Origin of the sequence: Pseudoxanthomonas kaohsiungensis, from assembly GCF_010211765.1 — a bacterium.
Taxonomy (GTDB): domain Bacteria; phylum Pseudomonadota; class Gammaproteobacteria; order Xanthomonadales; family Xanthomonadaceae; genus Pseudoxanthomonas; species Pseudoxanthomonas kaohsiungensis.
Map to the genome: position 1 here is coordinate 39157 of NZ_PDWO01000005.1, position 18042 is coordinate 57198.

13 protein-coding genes are annotated in these 18042 nt (G+C 71.6%); 9 read left to right on the top strand and 4 right to left on the bottom strand.

The window, feature by feature from the left end; all coding sequences use genetic code 11:
- Nucleotides 1-449: 449 nt before the first annotated feature.
- Both CSC66_RS06980 and gshB read right to left on the bottom strand, forming a co-directional pair.
- Complete coding sequence (locus tag CSC66_RS06980; RefSeq protein ID WP_162376675.1) at nt 450-1331, bottom strand: energy transducer TonB; 882 nt, start codon at nt 1329-1331, stop codon at nt 450-452.
- Entirely contained in the window at nt 1328-2296 is a 969-nt protein-coding gene (gshB, locus tag CSC66_RS06985; RefSeq protein ID WP_162376676.1) for a glutathione synthase, read from the bottom strand. The genes CSC66_RS06980 and gshB overlap by 4 nt, the downstream gene beginning before the upstream one ends.
- 233 nt (nt 2297-2529) lie before the next feature.
- Between gshB and pilG the strand changes: the two genes are divergently transcribed.
- From pilG to CSC66_RS07020, 7 genes are all read left to right on the top strand, one after another.
- Complete coding sequence (gene pilG / locus CSC66_RS06990) at nt 2530-2931, top strand: twitching motility response regulator PilG (RefSeq protein ID WP_162376677.1); 402 nt, start codon at nt 2530-2532, stop codon at nt 2929-2931.
- A 19-nt stretch (nt 2932-2950) separates the two neighbouring features.
- Nucleotides 2951-3316, top strand: coding sequence for a response regulator (locus CSC66_RS06995; protein WP_162376678.1), 366 nt, complete (start codon nt 2951-2953; stop codon nt 3314-3316).
- 1 nt (nt 3317) lies between these two features.
- Nucleotides 3318-3848: a chemotaxis protein CheW gene (locus tag CSC66_RS07000; protein ID WP_162376679.1), complete on the top strand. Its 531-nt coding sequence runs from the start codon at nt 3318-3320 to the stop codon at nt 3846-3848.
- Nucleotides 3849-3884: 36 nt separating this feature from the next.
- Complete coding sequence (locus tag CSC66_RS07005; RefSeq protein WP_162376680.1) at nt 3885-5921, top strand: methyl-accepting chemotaxis protein; 2037 nt, start codon at nt 3885-3887, stop codon at nt 5919-5921.
- Between the two features lie 97 nt (nt 5922-6018).
- Nucleotides 6019-12537, top strand: a complete 6519-nt coding sequence (locus tag CSC66_RS07010) for an Hpt domain-containing protein (protein WP_162376681.1) — start codon at nt 6019-6021, stop codon at nt 12535-12537.
- Entirely contained in the window at nt 12524-13702 is a 1179-nt protein-coding gene (locus CSC66_RS07015) for a chemotaxis protein CheB (protein ID WP_238394318.1), read from the top strand. The genes CSC66_RS07010 and CSC66_RS07015 overlap by 14 nt, the downstream gene beginning before the upstream one ends.
- 30 nt (nt 13703-13732) lie before the next feature.
- On the top strand, nt 13733-14203 hold the full coding sequence (locus tag CSC66_RS07020) for a chemotaxis protein CheW (RefSeq protein WP_162376682.1): 471 nt from the start codon (nt 13733-13735) through the stop codon (nt 14201-14203).
- Nucleotides 14204-14383: 180 nt separating this feature from the next.
- On the opposite strand, the gene CSC66_RS07025 is transcribed toward CSC66_RS07020, so the two are convergent.
- Nucleotides 14384-15118 carry a 16S rRNA (uracil(1498)-N(3))-methyltransferase gene (locus CSC66_RS07025; RefSeq protein WP_162376683.1) on the bottom strand — a complete coding sequence of 245 codons (735 nt, stop codon included), beginning with the start codon at nt 15116-15118 and terminating at the stop codon, nt 14384-14386.
- Entirely contained in the window at nt 15109-16527 is a 1419-nt protein-coding gene (gene bioA / locus CSC66_RS07030) for an adenosylmethionine--8-amino-7-oxononanoate transaminase (protein ID WP_162376684.1), read from the bottom strand. The genes CSC66_RS07025 and bioA overlap by 10 nt, the downstream gene beginning before the upstream one ends.
- Before the next feature lie 47 nt (nt 16528-16574).
- Between bioA and nudE the strand changes: the two genes are divergently transcribed.
- Together nudE and cysQ are read left to right on the top strand one after the other, a co-directional pair.
- Entirely contained in the window at nt 16575-17120 is a 546-nt protein-coding gene (gene nudE / locus CSC66_RS07035; RefSeq protein WP_162376685.1) for an ADP compounds hydrolase NudE, read from the top strand.
- Nucleotides 17117-17917, top strand: coding sequence for a 3'(2'),5'-bisphosphate nucleotidase CysQ (cysQ, locus tag CSC66_RS07040; protein ID WP_162376686.1), 801 nt, complete (start codon nt 17117-17119; stop codon nt 17915-17917). The genes nudE and cysQ overlap by 4 nt, the downstream gene beginning before the upstream one ends.
- Nucleotides 17918-18042: the final 125 nt, after the last annotated feature.

Consider the following 18042-nt stretch of genomic DNA (forward strand, 5'->3'; position numbering starts at 1 on the left):
CGTTCTTTTTGGCCTGCTGACAAGCGCATGCAAAGCGACGGCCTTGGGTGGTGATGCCTTCGGAGGGAGTCCGCCGTCCCGCGGGAGTGGGGCGCACCCTTCGGGCGGACGTCCTGTCCGTACTCAGGGCCGTGGCACATCCCTGTGCCACTTGCTCCCCACTCCCGCAGGCCGACGGCCTTCCGGTGCGTTGGGGTTCGTGTCTTCGGTGATCGGGAACAAGAAGCAGGGAATGGCTTCGGCCTTTGTCGTGATCGAAGGCGCGAGCGTCGAAGCACGAGAGTCCGTCGTCGCCGGGATGGCCCAAGTGGCACATGGATGTGCCACGACCCGAGTAAAGACAGGATGTCGTCCCGAGGGATGGGACATCCCCAGGCGACGGCGGACTCCCTTCCGAAGCGGGCCAGCGCTTCTGCTTGGAATGGCTTTGGCTTTGGCTTTGGCTTGAGCTACTCGGTCCGCACGGTACCCGCCGGCACGAACACCCAGGTGCGGGTGACGTGCAGGATGTCGACCTTGTCGCCGGTGTCCGGCAACGGCGGGAACGGTTCGGCCAGGCGGACCATGCGCAGCACCCCCTCGTCCAGCAGCGGCGTGCCGCTCGAACGCAGGATCCGCGTGCTCTCGACACTGCCGTCGCGGCGGACGCCGACGCTGACCACCACCTGGCCGCCGAGGCGCCGGCGGCGTGCCTCGTCGGGATAGTTGAGGTTGCCGATCCGCTCGGCCCGGTCCACCCAGGCGCGCAGGTAGTTGGCGTAGGCGTACTCGCGCGTGCTCGCCGAGACGAACTTGCGCGTCGGCCGCTTCGCGTACAGCTCCGAGCGCAGGTAGACCTCGGCCGCCAGCCGCGCCATCTCGGCGTCGCGCGCGGCCCGGGCCTCGCTCACCGGCGGCAAGTCGGGCACGTGCAGCGGCTCGCGCGGCTGCGCCGCGACCATGGCTTCTTCGCCGCGCCGGCTGGCGACCACCCGCGCCTGCGGCGGCGGCGCTTCCACCGCCGCACTCTGCCGCTGCGGCAGCGGCTCCTCGCCCGGTTCGGCCAGCGGGATCGCGCCGGCCTGCAGGTCGCGCGGACGCTGGGCCTTGTCGTGCTCGCCGCCGCCACGGTTGCTGGCCTGGGCCAGGAAATCGGCCTGTTCCGGGGTCAGCTCGGTGCGCGTCTGGCTGAAGATCACGTCCAGCGTGGGCACCAGCGGCGCCTCCTCCTTGAACGCGAAGCCCAGCCCCAGGATCACGATGCCGTGGACCAGCAGCGACAGCACCGCGGTGGCGTTGAGGCGCTGGCGGGGGCCGATGGGCGGCGGCGGGGCGGCGGCCGCGGCGGTCATGCGCCGGCGTCGGCCGGCGGGCCGGCTTCGATCGCATCGAACAGCAGGCCGGCGATGTTGAGGCCGAACTGCGCGTCCAGCTCGCGCGCGCAGGTCGGGCTGGTGACGTTGACCTCGGTGAGGTAGTCGCCGATCACGTCCAGGCCGACGAAGCGCATGCCACGGCGGCGCATCTCCGGGCCGACCTGGGCGGCGATCCAGCGGTCGCGGTCGCTCAGCGGACGGCCCTCGCCGCGGCCGCCGGCGGCCAGGTTGCCGCGGAACTCGTCGCCCTGCGGGATCCGGGCCAGGCAGTAGTCGACCGGCTCGCCGTCGACCAGCAGGATCCGCTTGTCGCCGTCGACGATCTCCGGCAGGTAGCGCTGCGCGAGCGCCAGCTTGCGGCCGCCGTCGGTCAGCGTCTCCAGGATCACGTTGAGGTTGGGGTCGCCGGCCTGGCTGAGGAAGATCGAGCGCCCGCCCATCCCGTCCAGCGGCTTGAGCACGACTTTGCCCTGCTCGGCGGCGAACGCCTTCAGCTCGGCCGCGTCGCGGCTGATCCGGGTCGGCGGGCAGCATTGCGGGAACAGCATCGAGGCCAGCTTCTCGTTGAAGTCGCGCAGCCCGCGCGGGTCGTTGACCACCTGCGCCCCGGCCAGCCGTGCCAGGTCCAGGACCTGGGTGTCGTAGACATACTCGGCGTCCACCGGCGGGTCCTTGCGCATCAGCACCAGCTGCCCCGGGCCGAAGGCGCGCTCGGCGAAGTCGCCCAGGGTGAACCAGCCGTCCTTGTCGTCGCGCACGGCCAGCGGCGCGGTTCGGGCCACGGCGCGGCCGTCGCGCACCGACAGCCCGCCCGGCCGCACGTAGTGCAGCCGGTGCCCGCGCCGCTGCGCCTCCAGGAGCATCGCGAAGGTGGTGTCCTTGGCGATCTTGATCGACCCGATCGGGTCCATCACCACGATGACGTCGAGGGGGGCGGTCATGGCGCGCAGGCGGGTGCCGCAGGGGAGGGACCGGTGATGGTAGCCGATCCGGCCGCCGGCACCGGCGCGTCAAAAATGCGACGCGCGTCAGGGAATGCGGCCGCTCCCGCATCCTGCCCGTTCAGGGTGGGCGCCATTATGCCGCCGGGCTTGACAGTCTCTGGCCGGACTGGGATATAGACACCTTCGCAGTGGCGCCGGAAGAAGCGCCGCGCGCATGGGGAATTAGGGTAATGACTGACAACACGGCCCCGACCGGGGCACTGGCCGGCTTGCGGGTCATGGTCATCGATGACTCCAAGACCATCCGCCGGACGGCCGAAACGCTGCTCAAGCGCGAGGGCTGCGAGGTGGTCACCGCCAGCGACGGCTTCGAGGCGCTGGCCAAGATCGCCGACCAGCAGCCGCAGATCATCTTCGTCGACATCATGATGCCGCGGCTGGACGGCTACCAGACCTGCGCGCTGATCAAGGGCAACCAGAAGTTCAAGGGCACGCCGGTGATCATGCTGTCCTCCAAGGACGGCCTGTTCGACAAGGCGCGCGGCCGCATCGTCGGCTCCGAGCAGTACCTGACCAAACCATTCACCCGCGAAGAACTGCTGGGCGCCATCCGCACGTACGTCAACGCCTGACCGGGGGGCAGGCAACAACATGGCTCGAATCCTGCTGATCGAAGACTCGCCGACCGATCGGGCGGTCTTCACCCAGTGGCTGCAGAAGGGTGGCCACCAGGTCATCCTCGCCACCAATGCCGAGGACGGCATCGAAATCGCGCGCAAGCAGCTGCCGGACCTGGTGCTGATGGACGTCGTGCTTCCGGGCATGAGCGGCTTCCAGGCCACCCGCGCGCTGACCCGCGACGCGGCCACGAGCAAGATCCCGGTGCTGATCGTCAGCACCAAGAGCATGGAGACCGACCGTGCCTGGGGCATGCGCCAGGGTGCGGTCGACTACGTGGTCAAGCCGCCGCGAGAGGAAGACCTCCTCGAGCGCATCAACCAGCTGGTGACCGCCTGACATGCGCACTCCGTTCGACATCCTCGCCGACTACGAGCAGCGCAGCCTGCTGCACGCCGTGCAGCTGCCCGCGCGCGAACTGGGTCCGGAGACCTGGCGCGGTGTGGGCTACCGCGTCGGCGACCGCCGCCTGGTCTCGCAGTTCGGCGAGGTGGTCGAAATCCTGTCGATGCCGCCGGTGACCCCGGTCCCGGGCGCGCAGCCCTGGCTGCTGGGCATCGGCAACCTGCGCGGCAACCTGTTCCCGGTGGTCGACCTGAAGCTGTTCCTAGAGGGCGAGCGCACCGTGCTGCACGAAGGCCAGCGCGTGCTGGTGATGCGCCAGCAGGGCGGCGACGTCGCCCTGACCATCGACGAACTCTACGGCCAGCGCAGCTTCGGCGAGGAACAGGCGATCGACCCGGCGCCGCTGGCGCAGGGCCGCTACGGCCACTTCGTCGATCGCGCCTTCCACAGCGACGGGGCCGACTGGGGCGTGTTCTCCCTGTCGCGCCTGGCCCGCACCCCCGAATTCCGCCAAGCCGCCGCCTGAGCCGGCCGGCCCTGCACCGAACCGAGGTTACAACGCATGAGCACCGCACCGGACACCGCCAAGACCAGCCGCCTGGGTGGCGTCAGCACAGGCTTCTGGCTCGTCCTGCTGGCCCTTTCGGTGATCGTGTTCGGCCTGAACACCGGCGTGGCCACCTGGCAGGGCAGCCGCCTGGCCGGCGCCGGCACCGGCGCGGCCGACCTGCAGGTGCTCTCGCAGCAGTTGGCCAACCAGGGCCGTGACGCGGTGTCGGGCAATGCCGAGGCGTTCAAGGATTTCCGCCAGACCAAGGCCCAGATCGAGAGCACCGTGTCGGACCTGCAGGGCCGCTTCGGTGCGGAACCCGGCGTGTCCGGCCAGCTCGGCCAGCTGGTGGAGGTGTGGACGCCGCTGGGCGAAAGCGCCGCGCAGATCGTGGCCAGCGAGCCGGCGGTGCTCGCGCTGGCCGGCAACGCCGACCGTTTCGCCGGTCGCGTCCCGCAGCTGCAGGCGCAGCTCAACGAAGTGGTGCGCGCGATGACCGCCGGCGGCGCGCCGGCCTCGCAGGTGTTCAGCGCGTTGCAGCAGGTCGTGGTGGCCGGCACCATGGCCCGCCGCGTGACCGAAATCCGCGCCGGCGGCCCGACCGCCGCCGCCGCCGGCGACGCGCTTGCGCGCGACGCCGTGGTGTTCGGCCAGGTGCTCGAAGGCCTGGCCCAGGGCAACGAGGAACTGGGCGTGGCCCCCGTCCGCAACGCCGCCGCGCTGGCCGCGCTGGAGCAGTCGCAGGCGCTCTGGGGCGAGATGCGCAAGGACCTGGACGCGATCCTGGGCAGCTCCAAGAACCTGTTCGCCGCGCAGGGCGCGGCGGCCAGCCTGGCCGCCGGCTCGGACGAGATGCTCGAGGCCAGCAAGAAGCTGTTCGACGCGTTCTCCGCGTTCGGTTCGGTTCGCGACACGCGCCTGTTCCCGAACTTCTGGCTGGGCATCGTGTCCGGCGCGCTGGCGCTGATCTCCCTGATCGGCTTCGTCTGGACGTCGGTGCGCAGCCGCTCGCGCGAGCAGGAGATCCGCTACCAGGCGCAGGTCGAGTTCAACAGCCGCAACCAGCAGGCGATCATGCGGTTGCTGGACGAAATCAGCTCGCTCGGTGAGGGCGACCTGACGGTGAAGGCCTCGGTGACCGAGGACATGACCGGCGCCATCGCCGACGCTATCAACTACGCGGTCGACGAGCTGCGCAACCTGGTGACCACCATCACCACCACCTCGGTGCAGGTCGCGGCCTCGTCGCAGGAAACCCAGGCCACGGCACTGCAGCTGGCCGAGGCGTCCAACCACCAGGCCGAGCAGATCACCGCCGCCTCCCAGCGCATCAACGAAATCGCGGCCAGCATCGAGCAGGTCTCGCGCAACTCGACCGAATCGGCCGAAGTGGCGCAGCGCTCGGTGGTCATCGCCGCCGAGGGCGCCGGCGTGGTGCGCGAGACGATCCAGGGCATGGACCAGATCCGCGACCAGATCCAGGAGACCTCCAAGCGCATCAAGCGCCTGGGCGAGTCCTCGCAGGAGATCGGCTCGATCGTGGAACTGATCAACGACATTTCCGAGCAGACCAACATCCTGGCGCTCAACGCCGCGGTGCAGGCCGCCGCGGCGGGCGAAACCGGCCGCGGCTTCGCGGTCGTGGCCGACGAAGTGCAGCGGCTGGCCGAACGCACCTCCGGCGCGACCCGCCGGATCGAAGGCCTGGTCCAGGCCATTCAGGCCGACACCAACGAAGCGGTCAGCTCGATGGAGCAGACCACCGCCGAAGTGGTGTCGGGCGCCCGTCTGGCCGAGGACGCGGGCACCGCGCTGACCGAGATCGAGCGCGTGTCCAACGCGCTCAACGACCTCATCAAGAACATCTCGGTCGCGGCGCAGCAGCAGGCCGGCGCGGCGGCCGACATCACCAAGACGATGGGCGTGGTCCAGCAGATTTCCGGACAGACCTCGCGTGGTGCGGGACAGACCGCCGACTCGATCGGACACCTGGCGCAGCTGGCGGCGGACCTGCGCCGCTCGGTGGCCGACTTCAAGTTGCCGGCCTGAGCGTGCGACGGGGGAATGAGTCGATGAGGATGGTCAGCAACAAGCGCCCGCCCGCGCCCGGCAACGCCGGCCGGCCCCGCCTCGCCGGGAGCCGCCGATGAGCGCCCTGCGCGACGCGATGAGCCACGCGGTGCTGGGATGGGTCAAGCCGGAGCTTGACGAGACCCTGCGCCAGGCGCGCAACGAGGTCGAGGCGTTCGCCGAGGATCCGGCGGATACCAGCCGCATGCGCTTCTGCGCCGGTTACCTGCACCAGGTGCAGGGAACCTTGCGCATGGTCGAGCTGTATGCCCCGGCGATGGTCGCCGAGGAGATGGAGTTGCTCGCCCAGGCGGTGCAGCAGGGGGCGGCCAGCGATCGCGACGAGGCCTGCGCGACCCTGATGCGCGGCACCGTGCTGCTGCCCGACTACCTCGAACGACTGCAGAACGGCCACCGCGACATCCCGATCGTGTTGTTGCCGCTGCTCAACGACATCCGCGCCGCGCGTGGCGCGGCGGTCCTGAGCGAGAGCGTGCTGTTCGCGCCGGACCTCAGCGGCCCGCTGCCGGACCAGGTGCCGGAGGCCTCGCCGTTGCCGTGGACCCAGCGCCAGGACCGGGTGGCTTCGGCGCAGGCGCGCCTCGACCAGGCGCTGGCGGCATGGCCGGAACAGGCCGCGCCGGCCGACCCGGCGGCGCTGGCCTCGGCCGCGGCCGACCTGCTCGAGAACGCCCGCCACGAAACCACCCGCCGCATGCTGTGGGTGCTGTCTTCGGCCGCCACCGCGTTGCGCGACGGCGCCCTGGCGGCCAGCGACGCCCTGCGCGGTGCGTTCGCCGGCATCGCCCGCGCGGTGCGCCAGGCGCACGAGGACGAGGCCGCGCCCTCGAACGCGCAGGGCGTGGCCAGCCAGGAACCGACCCGCCAGCTGCTGTACCTCATCGCCCAGGCAAGGGCGACGCATCCCGCGCTGGACGCGCTGCGCGATGCGTTCGACCTCGAGGTGCACGCGCCGAGCGAGGCCGAGCTCGACCATGCGCGCGGCAGCCTGGCCGGCCGCAACCGCGACCTGCTCAACACCGTCGGCGGGGTGGTCAAGGAGGAACTGCTGCGGGTCAAGGACGCGCTGGACCTGCACCTGCGCACCGGCGGCGACGCCGCCTCGCTGCAGCCCCAGACCGCCGAACTGGCCAATGTCGCCGATACCCTGGGCATGCTCGGCCTGGGCGTGGCCCGCGACGTCGTGCTGCAGCAGCGCCAGGCGCTGGACGCCATCGCGCGCGGCGAACAGCCGGCCAGCGAGAGCGCGCTGCTCGACATCGCCGGCGCCCTGCTCTACGTGGATGCATCGCTCGACGACCAGGTGGCCCGCCTGGGCGCGGGCGAGGAAGGCGAGGATGCCGCGGCGGCCGAGGCGCGGCGCACGGTGGAGGTGCTGGCGCACGAGGCGATCGCCAACTTCGCCGCCGCGCGCGAGCACTTCGTCGCCTTCATCGAGACCAACTGGGACCACGAACGGCTGAAGGATGTGCCGCAGTTGCTGTCGGAGGTCTCGGGCGCATTGCGCATCCTGGACCTGCCGCAGCCGGCCGACTACCTGGAAGGGGTGCGCCGCTACATCGCGACCGAGCTGCTGCAGCGCCGGCGCGTGCCCAGCGGGCGCCAGCTCGACACCCTGGCCGACGCCATGGCCAGCCTGGAGTACTACCTCGAAGCGCTGCGCGACCGCCGGCCGAACCGCGAGGAGATCCTGGAGATCGCCCGCAGCAGCCTGGAAAGCCTGCACTACTGGCCGTTGCCGGAAGAGGCCGACGCCGAGGTCGAGGCCGCAGCCGCGCCAGCGGTGGCCGTGGCTGCTGTCGGCCTGGCGCCTGCGCCGGCGGCCGTCGCGGCGACCTTCTCCTCCTGGGATCCGGTGGCTGCCGAGAACGACGAGGCCGCCGCCCCGCTGGCAGACGATGCCGATGCCACCGGGCCGGCAGCGGTGCCGGAGCGCGAGGTGCTTGAGGCGCCGGCGCTCGACATCGAAATGCCGGCCGTCGAGGTGGCCGCCATCGCGGAGCCGCCTGCGGTCGACAACGCGCAGTGGATCAGCTTCGATCCGGTGGCGGCCGAACTCGACAGCGGCGCCGTCGGCGATGCCGGCCACAGCCAGGCCGCGGCGGCGGCGCCGTCGACCGCAGCGGCGCCTCAGGCCGATGCCATCGGGGGCGTGGAGGTATCCGCCGTCGACGAAGGCGCGGCGAGCGCCGCCGGGTCGACCGCGGCCGAGGAGGCTGTTGCCGCCGGCGCCACGCCAGAGGCCGTTCCTGCATTGCCGGACGACCTGCCGCAGGTCTCCCCGGTAGCCGGGACCGACACCTGGCTGGACCTGAGCATGAAGGTCCAGCCGGATGTGCGGCCGGCCCAGGTCTACGAGAGCCGGATCAGCCGCATCGAGCTCGATGCGGACTCCACCTCGCTGATCGCCGAGATTTCCGCTGCCGCCGCCGGCCTTGATGCCGTCGCTTCGCCGGCCGTCCCCGCGCCGGCCATCGCCAGCCTGCAGCTTGTCGAGGTCATCGGCGGTTTCGACGATACCCAGGACATCGACGCCGACATACGCGAAGTCTTCCTCGAGGAGTTCGAGGAGGAGCGCGCCAACCTGCAGCGCATGGTGCCGCACTGGGGCCAGGCGCCGGAGGAGCTCGAGCGGCTCCGCCCGATCCGCCGCGTGTTCCATACGCTCAAGGGCAGCGGCCGCCTGGTCGGCGCGCGCGCGCTGGGTGAATTCAGCTGGAAGATCGAGGGCATGCTCAACCGCGTGCTCGACGGCACCCGCGTCCCGGGTCCGGCGGTGCTGGCGATGGTGCAGCAGGCCTGCGACGTGCTGCCGCAGTTCGATGCGGCATTGCGCGGCGAAGGCAGCGTGACCGCCGACCTGTATGCGATGGAGGCGGTCGCCGACCGCATCGCCGCCGGCGAGGACGTCTTCTACACCCCGGCTACCGCGCCGTCCGCGGCTCCCGCGGCCGAGCCGGTCCCCGTGGTCGAAGAGGGCACGCCAGCGTCGGTCGACAGCGTCCTGCGCGAGATCCTCGAGGCCGAGGTCGCTTCGCACCTGGAGACCGTCGATGCCTGGATCGCCTCGGCGCGCCAGGCGCCGGAGCCGGCGAGCGAGGCGTTGCTGCGCGCCATCCACACCATGAACGGCGCGTTCGCCATGACCGACGTGCCGGAGATCACCGGCGTCACCGACGCGGCCGAAACCTTCGTGAAGCGCTCGCTCGCCGCGTCCCGGGTGCCGGACGCCGAGGCGGTCGACGCCCTGGCGGCGATGGCCGACGCCATCCGTGGCTGCATCCGCGCGCTGCAGGCCGAGTCGCCGCGCATTCCGCGCTTCACCGCGCTGGCCGAGCGCCTGCGCACCCTGTCCGAAAGCCTGCCCGAGGCGCGCTGGCCGCAGGTCGCCGAGCCGGAGGCCGAAGCGCTGCAGGACACGCTCCCGCAGGCAGGCGTCGAGCTCACCAGCGTCGAGGACCTGGCGGCGTACCTGGACCAGGCACCGGCCGATGTCCCCATGCCGGCCGACGCCGATGCAGGCCGCGTTGCCGCCGCCAGCGGCGTGTTCGCGGCGGCTTCCGCCGCGGCGGTGGTGGGTAGCGATGCGGCCGATCGCGCAGAGGTGGTCGCCGCGCAGGAGGCAGACCAGCCCGTCGAAGACTTCGACCTCGAAGCCGTCGGCGAAGTCGCGGCCGACGCGCCTGAAGCGGATGTCGCGGCCGGATCGGATGCGACCGACGCCGGCGACGAGTCCGTGGATGCCGCCTTCGTCGACGTGGAGGCGGTCGATGCGGAAGCCGCGACCGGCAACCTGTCGGAGGCGCATGCGTCGGAGGCCGAAGGCGAGCCTGCAGGCGTGCCGGCAATGGAAGCAGACGCCGCGGATCAAACCGAAGCCGAGCTCGAAGCCGAATTCGAAGTCTTCGAGATGGACATGGGCGCCGCCGAGGCGATCGACGCAGGAGCCGCCGACGCGTCCGGGGCAGCCGCTGCCGCTGCCGACGACGGTGCGCCGATGGGCATCGCGGACGAAGAGGCCGTTGCGGCGACCGCGCCGGCCGCAGATGCCGACGTGGCGTCTGCCGAAGCGGAGGCGACCGTCGCCGCCGTGGTCGCCATGCCGGCGCTTGGCGCGCCGTTGCCCGAGTTCCGCTCCGAGGAGGAGGCCGTGGCCGACGGTCCGATGCTCGATTTCAACGAACTGGATCGCGACCTGGTCGACATCTTCGTCGAGGAAGGCGTCGATATCCTCGACCACGTCGATGGCCTGATCCAGGAGCTCCGCCAGGACCCGTCCTCGCGCGAGGCGATCATCGGCCTGCAGCGGGACCTGCACACGCTCAAGGGCGGCGCGCGCATGGCCGGCATCGCCAGCATCGGCGACCTCGGCCACGTGATCGAATCGCTGCTGGAAGCCGTGGCCGAACACCGCACCGAGCTGCAGCGCGGCGACATCCAGCTGCTGGAGCGCGGGTTCGACGCCCTGCACCGGCTGCTGCAGCACACCCGCGTGCATCGCGCCACCGACATCCCGCAGGCGCTGATCGACGAGTTCGAGGCGCGGATCCGCGGCGAAGCGGTGGCCGTGCCCGGCGAGTCCGCCGAGGCCAGCTACGTGGCCGCGCTGGCGACACCGCCAGCGACTGCGGACGTTCCGGAGCCCAAGGGTGCGCCGGCGATCGCCGAAGCCGCGGAACCGGAGCCCGTGCGCATGCACGTGCCCCTGTCTGCGCCGGTGGAGGACGAGGCGGCAGTCGCCACCGACGAAGGCGCGCCGCGCGCGCCGCAGGAGCAGGTGCGCGTGCGCGCCGACCTGCTCGACAACCTGGTCAACCATGCCGGCGAAGTGGCGATCTACCGCTCGCGCCTGGAGCAGCAGCTGGGTGCGTTCCGCAGCGCCATGGCCGAGCTGGACCGCACCAACGCTCGACTGCGCGACCAGCTGCGCCGCCTGGACCTGGAAACCGAGGCCCAGATCGTCGCCCGCTACCAGCGTGAACAGGACAGCGCCGACCCGACCTTCGACCCGCTGGAGCTGGACCGCTTCTCCACGCTGCAGCAGCTCAGCCGCGGCCTGGCCGAATCGGCGGCCGACTTGACCGGCCTGCAGGGCGTGCTCGACGACCTGGCGCGCCAGTACGACGTGCTCCTGCAGCAGCAGTCGCGCGTGAGTTCGGAACTGCAGGACGGGCTGATGAGCGCACGCATGGTGCCGTTCGACAGCATCGTCCCGCGCCTGCGCCGCGTGGTCCGCCAGGCCGCGCACGACACCCGCAAGCAGGTGCAGCTGCGCCTGGACGGCACCCACGGCGAACTGGACCGCAACGTCCTCGATCGCATGGTCGCGCCGCTGGAGCACATGCTGCGCAATTCGGTGGCCCATGGCCTGGAGTCGCCGAAGGACCGCCGCGGCAACGGCAAGGACGAGGAAGGCACGATCACCATCGCGCTGCGCCGCGAAGGTTCGGAAATCGTGCTGCAGGTGGCCGACGACGGCCGCGGCCTGGACCGCGCCGCGATCCGCCGGCGCGCCGAACAGCGCAACCTGATCAAGCCGGGTGCGGAGCTGACCGATGCCGAGCTGGACTCGGTGATCTTCGAATCCGGCTTCAGCACCTCCGAGAAGGTCAGCCAGCTGGCCGGCCGCGGCGTGGGCATGGACGTGGTCCGCAACGAGGTGCGCCAGCTTGGCGGCACGGTCGAGATCGACTCGGTCGCCGGCAAGGGCGTGACCTTCACCCTGCGCCTGCCGCAGACGCTGGCGGTGACCCAGGCGGTGTTCGTGCAGATCGGCGAAACCACCTTCGCGGTGCCGGTGGCTTCGGTCAGCGGCATCGGCAGGATCTCGCGCGAGCGCTTCGAGGCCGGTGGCGGCGTCTACCGCTATGCAGGCGAGGAGTACGCGCTGCACGACCTGGGCCTGCTGGTCGGACAGGGCGCGGCCAAGGCCGAGGGCCAGGCGCAGGTGCCGCTGCTGCTGGTGCGCGCCGGCGACCTGCGCGCCGCGGTGGCCATCGACCAGGTGGTCGGCAACCGCGAAATCGTGGTCAAGCCGGTCGGCCTGCAGATCTCCTCGGTCCCGGGCATCTACGGCGCGACCATCACCGGCGACGGCCACGTGGTGGTGATCCTCGACGTCGCGCCGCTGGTACGCCGCCACCTGGCCCAGCCGGAGCGTCCGGCCGCGGTCGAGCCGCAGCAGGCGCGCCACGTGCCGCTGGTCATGGTGGTCGACGATTCGCTGACCATGCGCAAGGTCACCGGCCGCGTGCTGGAGCGCCACAACTTCGAGGTGGTCGTCGCCCGCGACGGCATCGAAGCGCTGGAGCGCCTGGAGGAGCGCGTGCCCGACCTGATGCTGCTGGACATCGAGATGCCGCGCATGGACGGCTACGAGCTGGCCACCGCCATGCGCGCGGACGACCGCTTCCGCGGCGTGCCGATCGTGATGATCACGTCGCGTACCGGCGAGAAGCATCGCCAGCGCGCGTTCGAGATCGGCGTGCAGCGCTACCTCGGCAAGCCGTACCAGGAACTGGACCTGATGCGAAACGTGTACGACCTGCTGGGGATCGCCCGTGTCCGTGGCTGACGCACGCAAGCCGGTGGCGCTGCTCGCCCGCGCCGGTGCCGCGCGCGACCGCCTGCGCGAAGCGCTGGATGCGGCGGGCGCCCAGGTGGTGCTCGAGGAAGATCCGACCGTGCTCGACGCCGGTACCCTGGCCGCGGCCGGGCCGCAGGCGGTGCTGGTCGCGCTGGAGCCGGCGGTCGAAGACGCCCTGGTCGCCCTGGAGCCCGTGCTGGAGTCGCCCGGCCTGCTGGTCGTGTTCGACGAGGCCGACCTGGCCGCGCGTCGTGATGGCTGGGAAGCGCAGCGCTGGATCCGCCACCTGGCGGCCAAGCTGCACGGCCACGACGACGTGCTCCCGCCCGGCCGCGAGCAGGACCTGGTGATCGACCTGCAGCCCGGTGCCCCGGCAACGCCGGCCCAGCTGCACGCCGAGGATCCGTTCGATACCCACCTGGCCGAAGCCGCCGCGCGCGCCGAGGCGCTGCCGGAGGACCGCCCCGGCGAGAACCTGCCCGAACCGGCCATCGCCGCGCCGTCGCCGTTGGCCTGGTCGCTGAGCGACGATGCCGCGGCGCCGGCGTTCGAGCGCGCCGGGCGCGAACCGCCCCCGCTGCCGGACTTCTCGCGCCTCGAACTCGTGGCGCTGGAGCCGGAAGGGACCGACGATATCGTCAAGGGTGCGGTCCTGGTGATCGCCGGCATCGGCGGCCCGGATGCGGTACGCAAGCTGATCGGCGCGCTCCCGGCCGGGTTCACCCGGCCCCTGCTGGTCCAGCTCAAGCTTGACGGCGGGCGTTACGACAACCTGGTCAAGCAGCTGGCGCGCGTATCGGCGCTGCCGGTGGCCATGGCCATGCCGGGCGACGCCGTCTCCGCGGCGACCGTCTACGTGCTGCCCCAGGCGGTCGGAATCGAAGCCAGCGACGAGGGCCTGGCCTTCACCGACGGCGACAGCGAGCTGGTCGCGTCGTTGCCGCCGGCCGAGAGCGCGGTCATCGTGCTCAGCGGCGCGGACCCGGCACGGATCGATGCCGTGCTGGCGCTGGCCACCCGCGGTGGCCATGTCGCCGGGCAGTCGCTGGAAGGCTGCTACGACGCATCGGCGGTGAAACTGATGGCGGCCGGTGGTGCCGAGCTCGGCGCCCCGGCGCAGCTGGCCGAACAGCTGGCCGCGCGCTGGTCCTGAGCCGGCAGACCGTTCGAGGACGAAGGACAGATGGCCTATAACAGCGACGAAATCCGCGGTGTCATGATCCAGGTGGGCCAAGAGCGCCTGCTCCTGCCCAATGCGACGGTGGCCGAAGTGCTGGCGCGCGTGGCGATCGAGCCGGTGGAGGGTGCGCCGGCGTGGCTGCCGGGGCAGATCGTCTGGCACGGGTGGAACGTGCCCCTGGTGGCGTTTTCGCGCCTGGCCGGGCTGGGCGAGGAGCCGGCGATGCGCAACAACCGCGTGATCGTGCTCAAGGGCCTGGGCAAGGACGAGACCCTGCCGTACTTCGCCCTGCTGACGGCCTCGTTCCCGCAGCTGGTCTCGGTGCCGCGCGACAGCCTGCTGGCCGACGCGTCGGAGGAAGACCTGCCGCGCGGGGTGCAGATGCGCGTCCTGCTCGGCGACCAGAGCGCCCTGCTGCCGGACCTGGAAGGCGTGGAGCGCATGATCGGCGAGGCGATGGCCGCCGCGGCCTGAGGCCGAGCCGGCGTCGCCGCCCGGACCGGCCGGCGCGTCGCGCCGTTCCAAAAAAAACCGCCCCGCGGCCTGTCCCGCTGCCAAAGCCGGACCCTGCGTAGAGCGGGGCTCGCCCCGCTGCTACTGGGACGGCGGGACTCGTGGCCAGCGACGGCGGAAGAGCAGCGGGGCGAGTCCGCCCTACAGGTCGCCGAAGCGTGCCTGCAGGGCGGCAATGGCAGCCAGGCCCGCAGTTTCGGTACGTAGCACCCGTGGCCCCAGTCGCAGTCCGTTGAAGCCGGCCGCCTGCAGGATGGTGCGGTCGCGCGGCGACCAGCCGCCCTCCGGGCCGATCGCGATCCACACGTTCCCGCCTGCCGGCGAGTGCAGGCTCTCCAGCCGGTGTTCGCCTTGCGGATCGAGTACCAGGCGCAGGCCTTCGCCGTCGATCGCGCGCGCGGCCGCATCCAGCGTCGCCGGCGCTCCCAGCGCCGGCACCCGCGCCCGCCCGGACTGCTCGCACGCCGACTCGAGCACGCTGCGCCAGTGGGCCAGGCGCTTTCCGGCGCGTTCGGCATCCAGCCGCACCTCGGTGCGGTCGCCCGAGACCGGGACGACGGCGGCCACGCCCAGTTCGGTGGCCTTCTGCAGGATCAGGTCCATCTTCTCGCCGCGCGCGATGCCCTGGAGCAGGACGATCCGCAACGGCGACTCGTTGGCGACCGGCTCGCGCGCCAGCACTTCCACGCGTGCCTCGCGCTTGCCGATGGCGGCCAGCCGAGCCGGGTAGTCGTGGCCGTCGCCGTTGAACAGCACGCAGGCATCGCCTTCGCGCAGCCGCAACACGCGCACCAGGTGGTTGGCCGCGCGCTCGGGCAGCGCCAGGTCGGCGCCGACCTGCAGGGGCAGGTCGACATGGCAGCGGGTCACGCGCACGCGGTGGCCTCCTCGATGGCCTCGGCCGTGACCGAGGCGAGCAGTTGCAGCTGCGCGTCGTCGACGCAGTACGGCGGCATCCAGTACAGGATGTCGCCCAGCGGGCGCAGCAGCACGCCGCGCGCCAGCGCCGCACGGTAGGCGCGCAGGCCGACGCGCGAGGCGGCGGGGAACGGCGTGGCGCGGTCGCCGTCGCGGGTCAGCTCGAACGCCACGACCATGCCTGCCTGGCGCACGTCGGCGACATGGCGGTGCGTGGACAGCGGCGCGGCCAGGGACGCCATCGCCGCGGCCGTGGCGCGGTTGCGTTCCAGCACGCCATCGCTTTCGAAGATATCCAGGGATGCCATCGCCGCCGCGCAGGCCAGCGGGTTGCCGGTGTAGCTGTGCGAGTGGAGGAACGCGCGCTCGCGCGAATCGTCGAGGAAGCCGTCGTACAGCGATTGCGTGGCCAGCACCGCGGCCAGCGGCAGGAAGCCACCGGTCAGGCCCTTGGACAGGCACATCAGGTCGGGCGAGATACCGGCCTGTTCGCAGGCGAACAGGGTGCCGGTGCGGCCGAATCCGGTGGCGATCTCGTCGGCGATCAGGAACGCCCCGTTGGCATCGCACAGCTCGCGCGCCCGGCGCAGGTAGGCCGGATCGTGCATGCGCATGCCGCCGGCGCACTGCAGCCTTGGTTCCAGGATCACGGCGCAGATCTCGCCAGGGTGGCGGTCGAACAGGTCGGCCAGCGCGTCGGCGGCCTGCGCGGCGCGCTGCGCCGGGGACTGGCCGGGCGTGGCGAGGTAGGCGTCGGGCGAGGGCGCGAACAGGGCCTGCGCCAGCAGCGGCGCATAGATGCGCCGGTACAGCGGGATGTCGCCGACCGCCAGCGCGCCCAACGTCTCGCCGTGGTAGCCGTTCTCGAGGGCGACGAACTTGGTGCGACCCGGCTCGCCACGGTTGCGGAACCAGTGGAATGCCATCTTCAGCGCCACCTCCACGCCGGCGGAGCCGTTGTCGGCGTAGAACACTTTCGCCAGCGGGGCGCGGCCCGCCTGTCGCGGCGCGAGCGCCAGGAGCCGCTCGGCCAGCTCCACCGCCGGCGCATGCGAAAAGCCGGCCAGGATCACCTGTTCCAGGGTGCCGGCCTGGCGCGCGATGGCGGCGGCGATGCGCGGCTCGGCGTGCCCGTGCAGGTTGGTCCACCAGCTGCTGACGCCGTCGAGGTAGCGGCGTCCGTCGTAACCGTGCAGCCAGGCGCCAGCGCCGCGCTCGATGGGCACCAGCGGCAGGACGTCGGGGTGCTCGCGCATCTGCGTGCAGGGGTGCCAGAGCACGGCCAGGTCGCGTTCCCGCCACCGTGCGCCGGCCTGTTCGGTCGCCGGGTCTGCTAGCATTCGCGGCTCATGATCACGTTCGTGCATCCCGCCATGATATCGGCCGCGCCGCGGCCGCGCCGCGGGTACTTGCCGTGAGCCGTCGCCTCCCGGTCATCCACGGGACCGCCGCCCAGGACGTCGGACCATACCGGCTCGAACGCCTGGACCTGGAGTTCGGCAACGGCGAGCGCCGGCGCTTCGAGCGCATGGTCAGCCGCGGCCACGGCGCGGTGGTGGTGGTGCCCATGCTGGACGATGGGACCGTGTTGCTGGTGCGCGAATACGCGGCCGGCGTGCACCGCTACGAACTGGGGCTGGTCAAGGGCCGCATCGATGCCGGCGAGACGCCGGAACAGGCGGCCGACCGCGAGCTGAAGGAGGAGGCGGGCTACGGCGCCCGCCGGCTCGACGTGCTGCGCGGCATGACCCTTGCGCCGACCTACATGAGCCATGTCTCCTGGCTGGTGGTGGCACGCGACCTCTATCCCGAGAAGCTTCCCGGCGACGAGCCGGAGGAGCTCGAAGTCATTCCCTGGAAATTGCAGGATCTGGAACAGCTGATGTTGCGAGATGATTTTTCCGAAGGCCGGTCGCTGGCCGCCCTGTTCATCGCCCGCGCCTGGCTGGCCGCACGATGATCAGGATCACCGCCGACCTGCGCGAGACCGTGATCGCGATCGCCCGCCAGGCGGGCGCGGCGATCATGGAGATCTACGCCGGAAGCTTCGACGTCGCCCACAAGGACGACGCCAGCCCGCTCACCGCCGCCGACCTGGCCGCGCACCGGATCATCGTCGAGGGATTGGAGCGGCTGACGCCCGACCTGCCGGTGCTGTCGGAGGAATCGGCCGACATTCCCTGGGCGACCCGCCAGCACTGGTCCAGCTACTGGCTGGTCGATCCGCTCGACGGCACCCGCGAGTTCGTCAAGCGCAACGGCGAGTTCACCGTCAACATCGCCCTGGTCCACCAGGGCGCGCCTGCGATGGGCGTGGTGCAGGCGCCGGTCGGTGGCCAGGTCTGGCATGCCGTGCGTGGCGAACTGGCCTATCGCCGCGACGGCCATCGCGACAGCGTGCTGCGTGCCCGCGCACCGGCGACCGCGCCGCTGCGGGTGGCGGCCAGCCGTTCGCACCGGGACGCCCGCACCCAGGCGGTGCTCGACCGGATGGGGCCGATCGAAGAGGTTGCGCTGGGTTCGTCGTTGAAGTTCTGCCGGATCGCCGAAGGCGGACTCGACGTCTACCCGCGCTTCGGCCCGACCTCGGAGTGGGACACCGCCGCGGCGCAATGCGTGCTGCATGCGGCCGGAGGCGCGCTGCTTGCCGCCGATACCGGCAAGCCGTTCCGCTACAACCGGCGCGAGTCGCTGCTCAACGGCGACTTCATCGCGCTGGGCGACCCGGACCTGCCCTGGCGCGACTGGCTGTTGTAGGAGCCGATTCATCGGCGACCCGACGCCGCCGCTCCAAGTGAGGCCCCATCCCCCGACGCCCGCGTCGCCGTCCGATGGGCTCCTCCAAGAAGGGCGCCTGCAGTGCTGGGTCCGGCAACATCGCC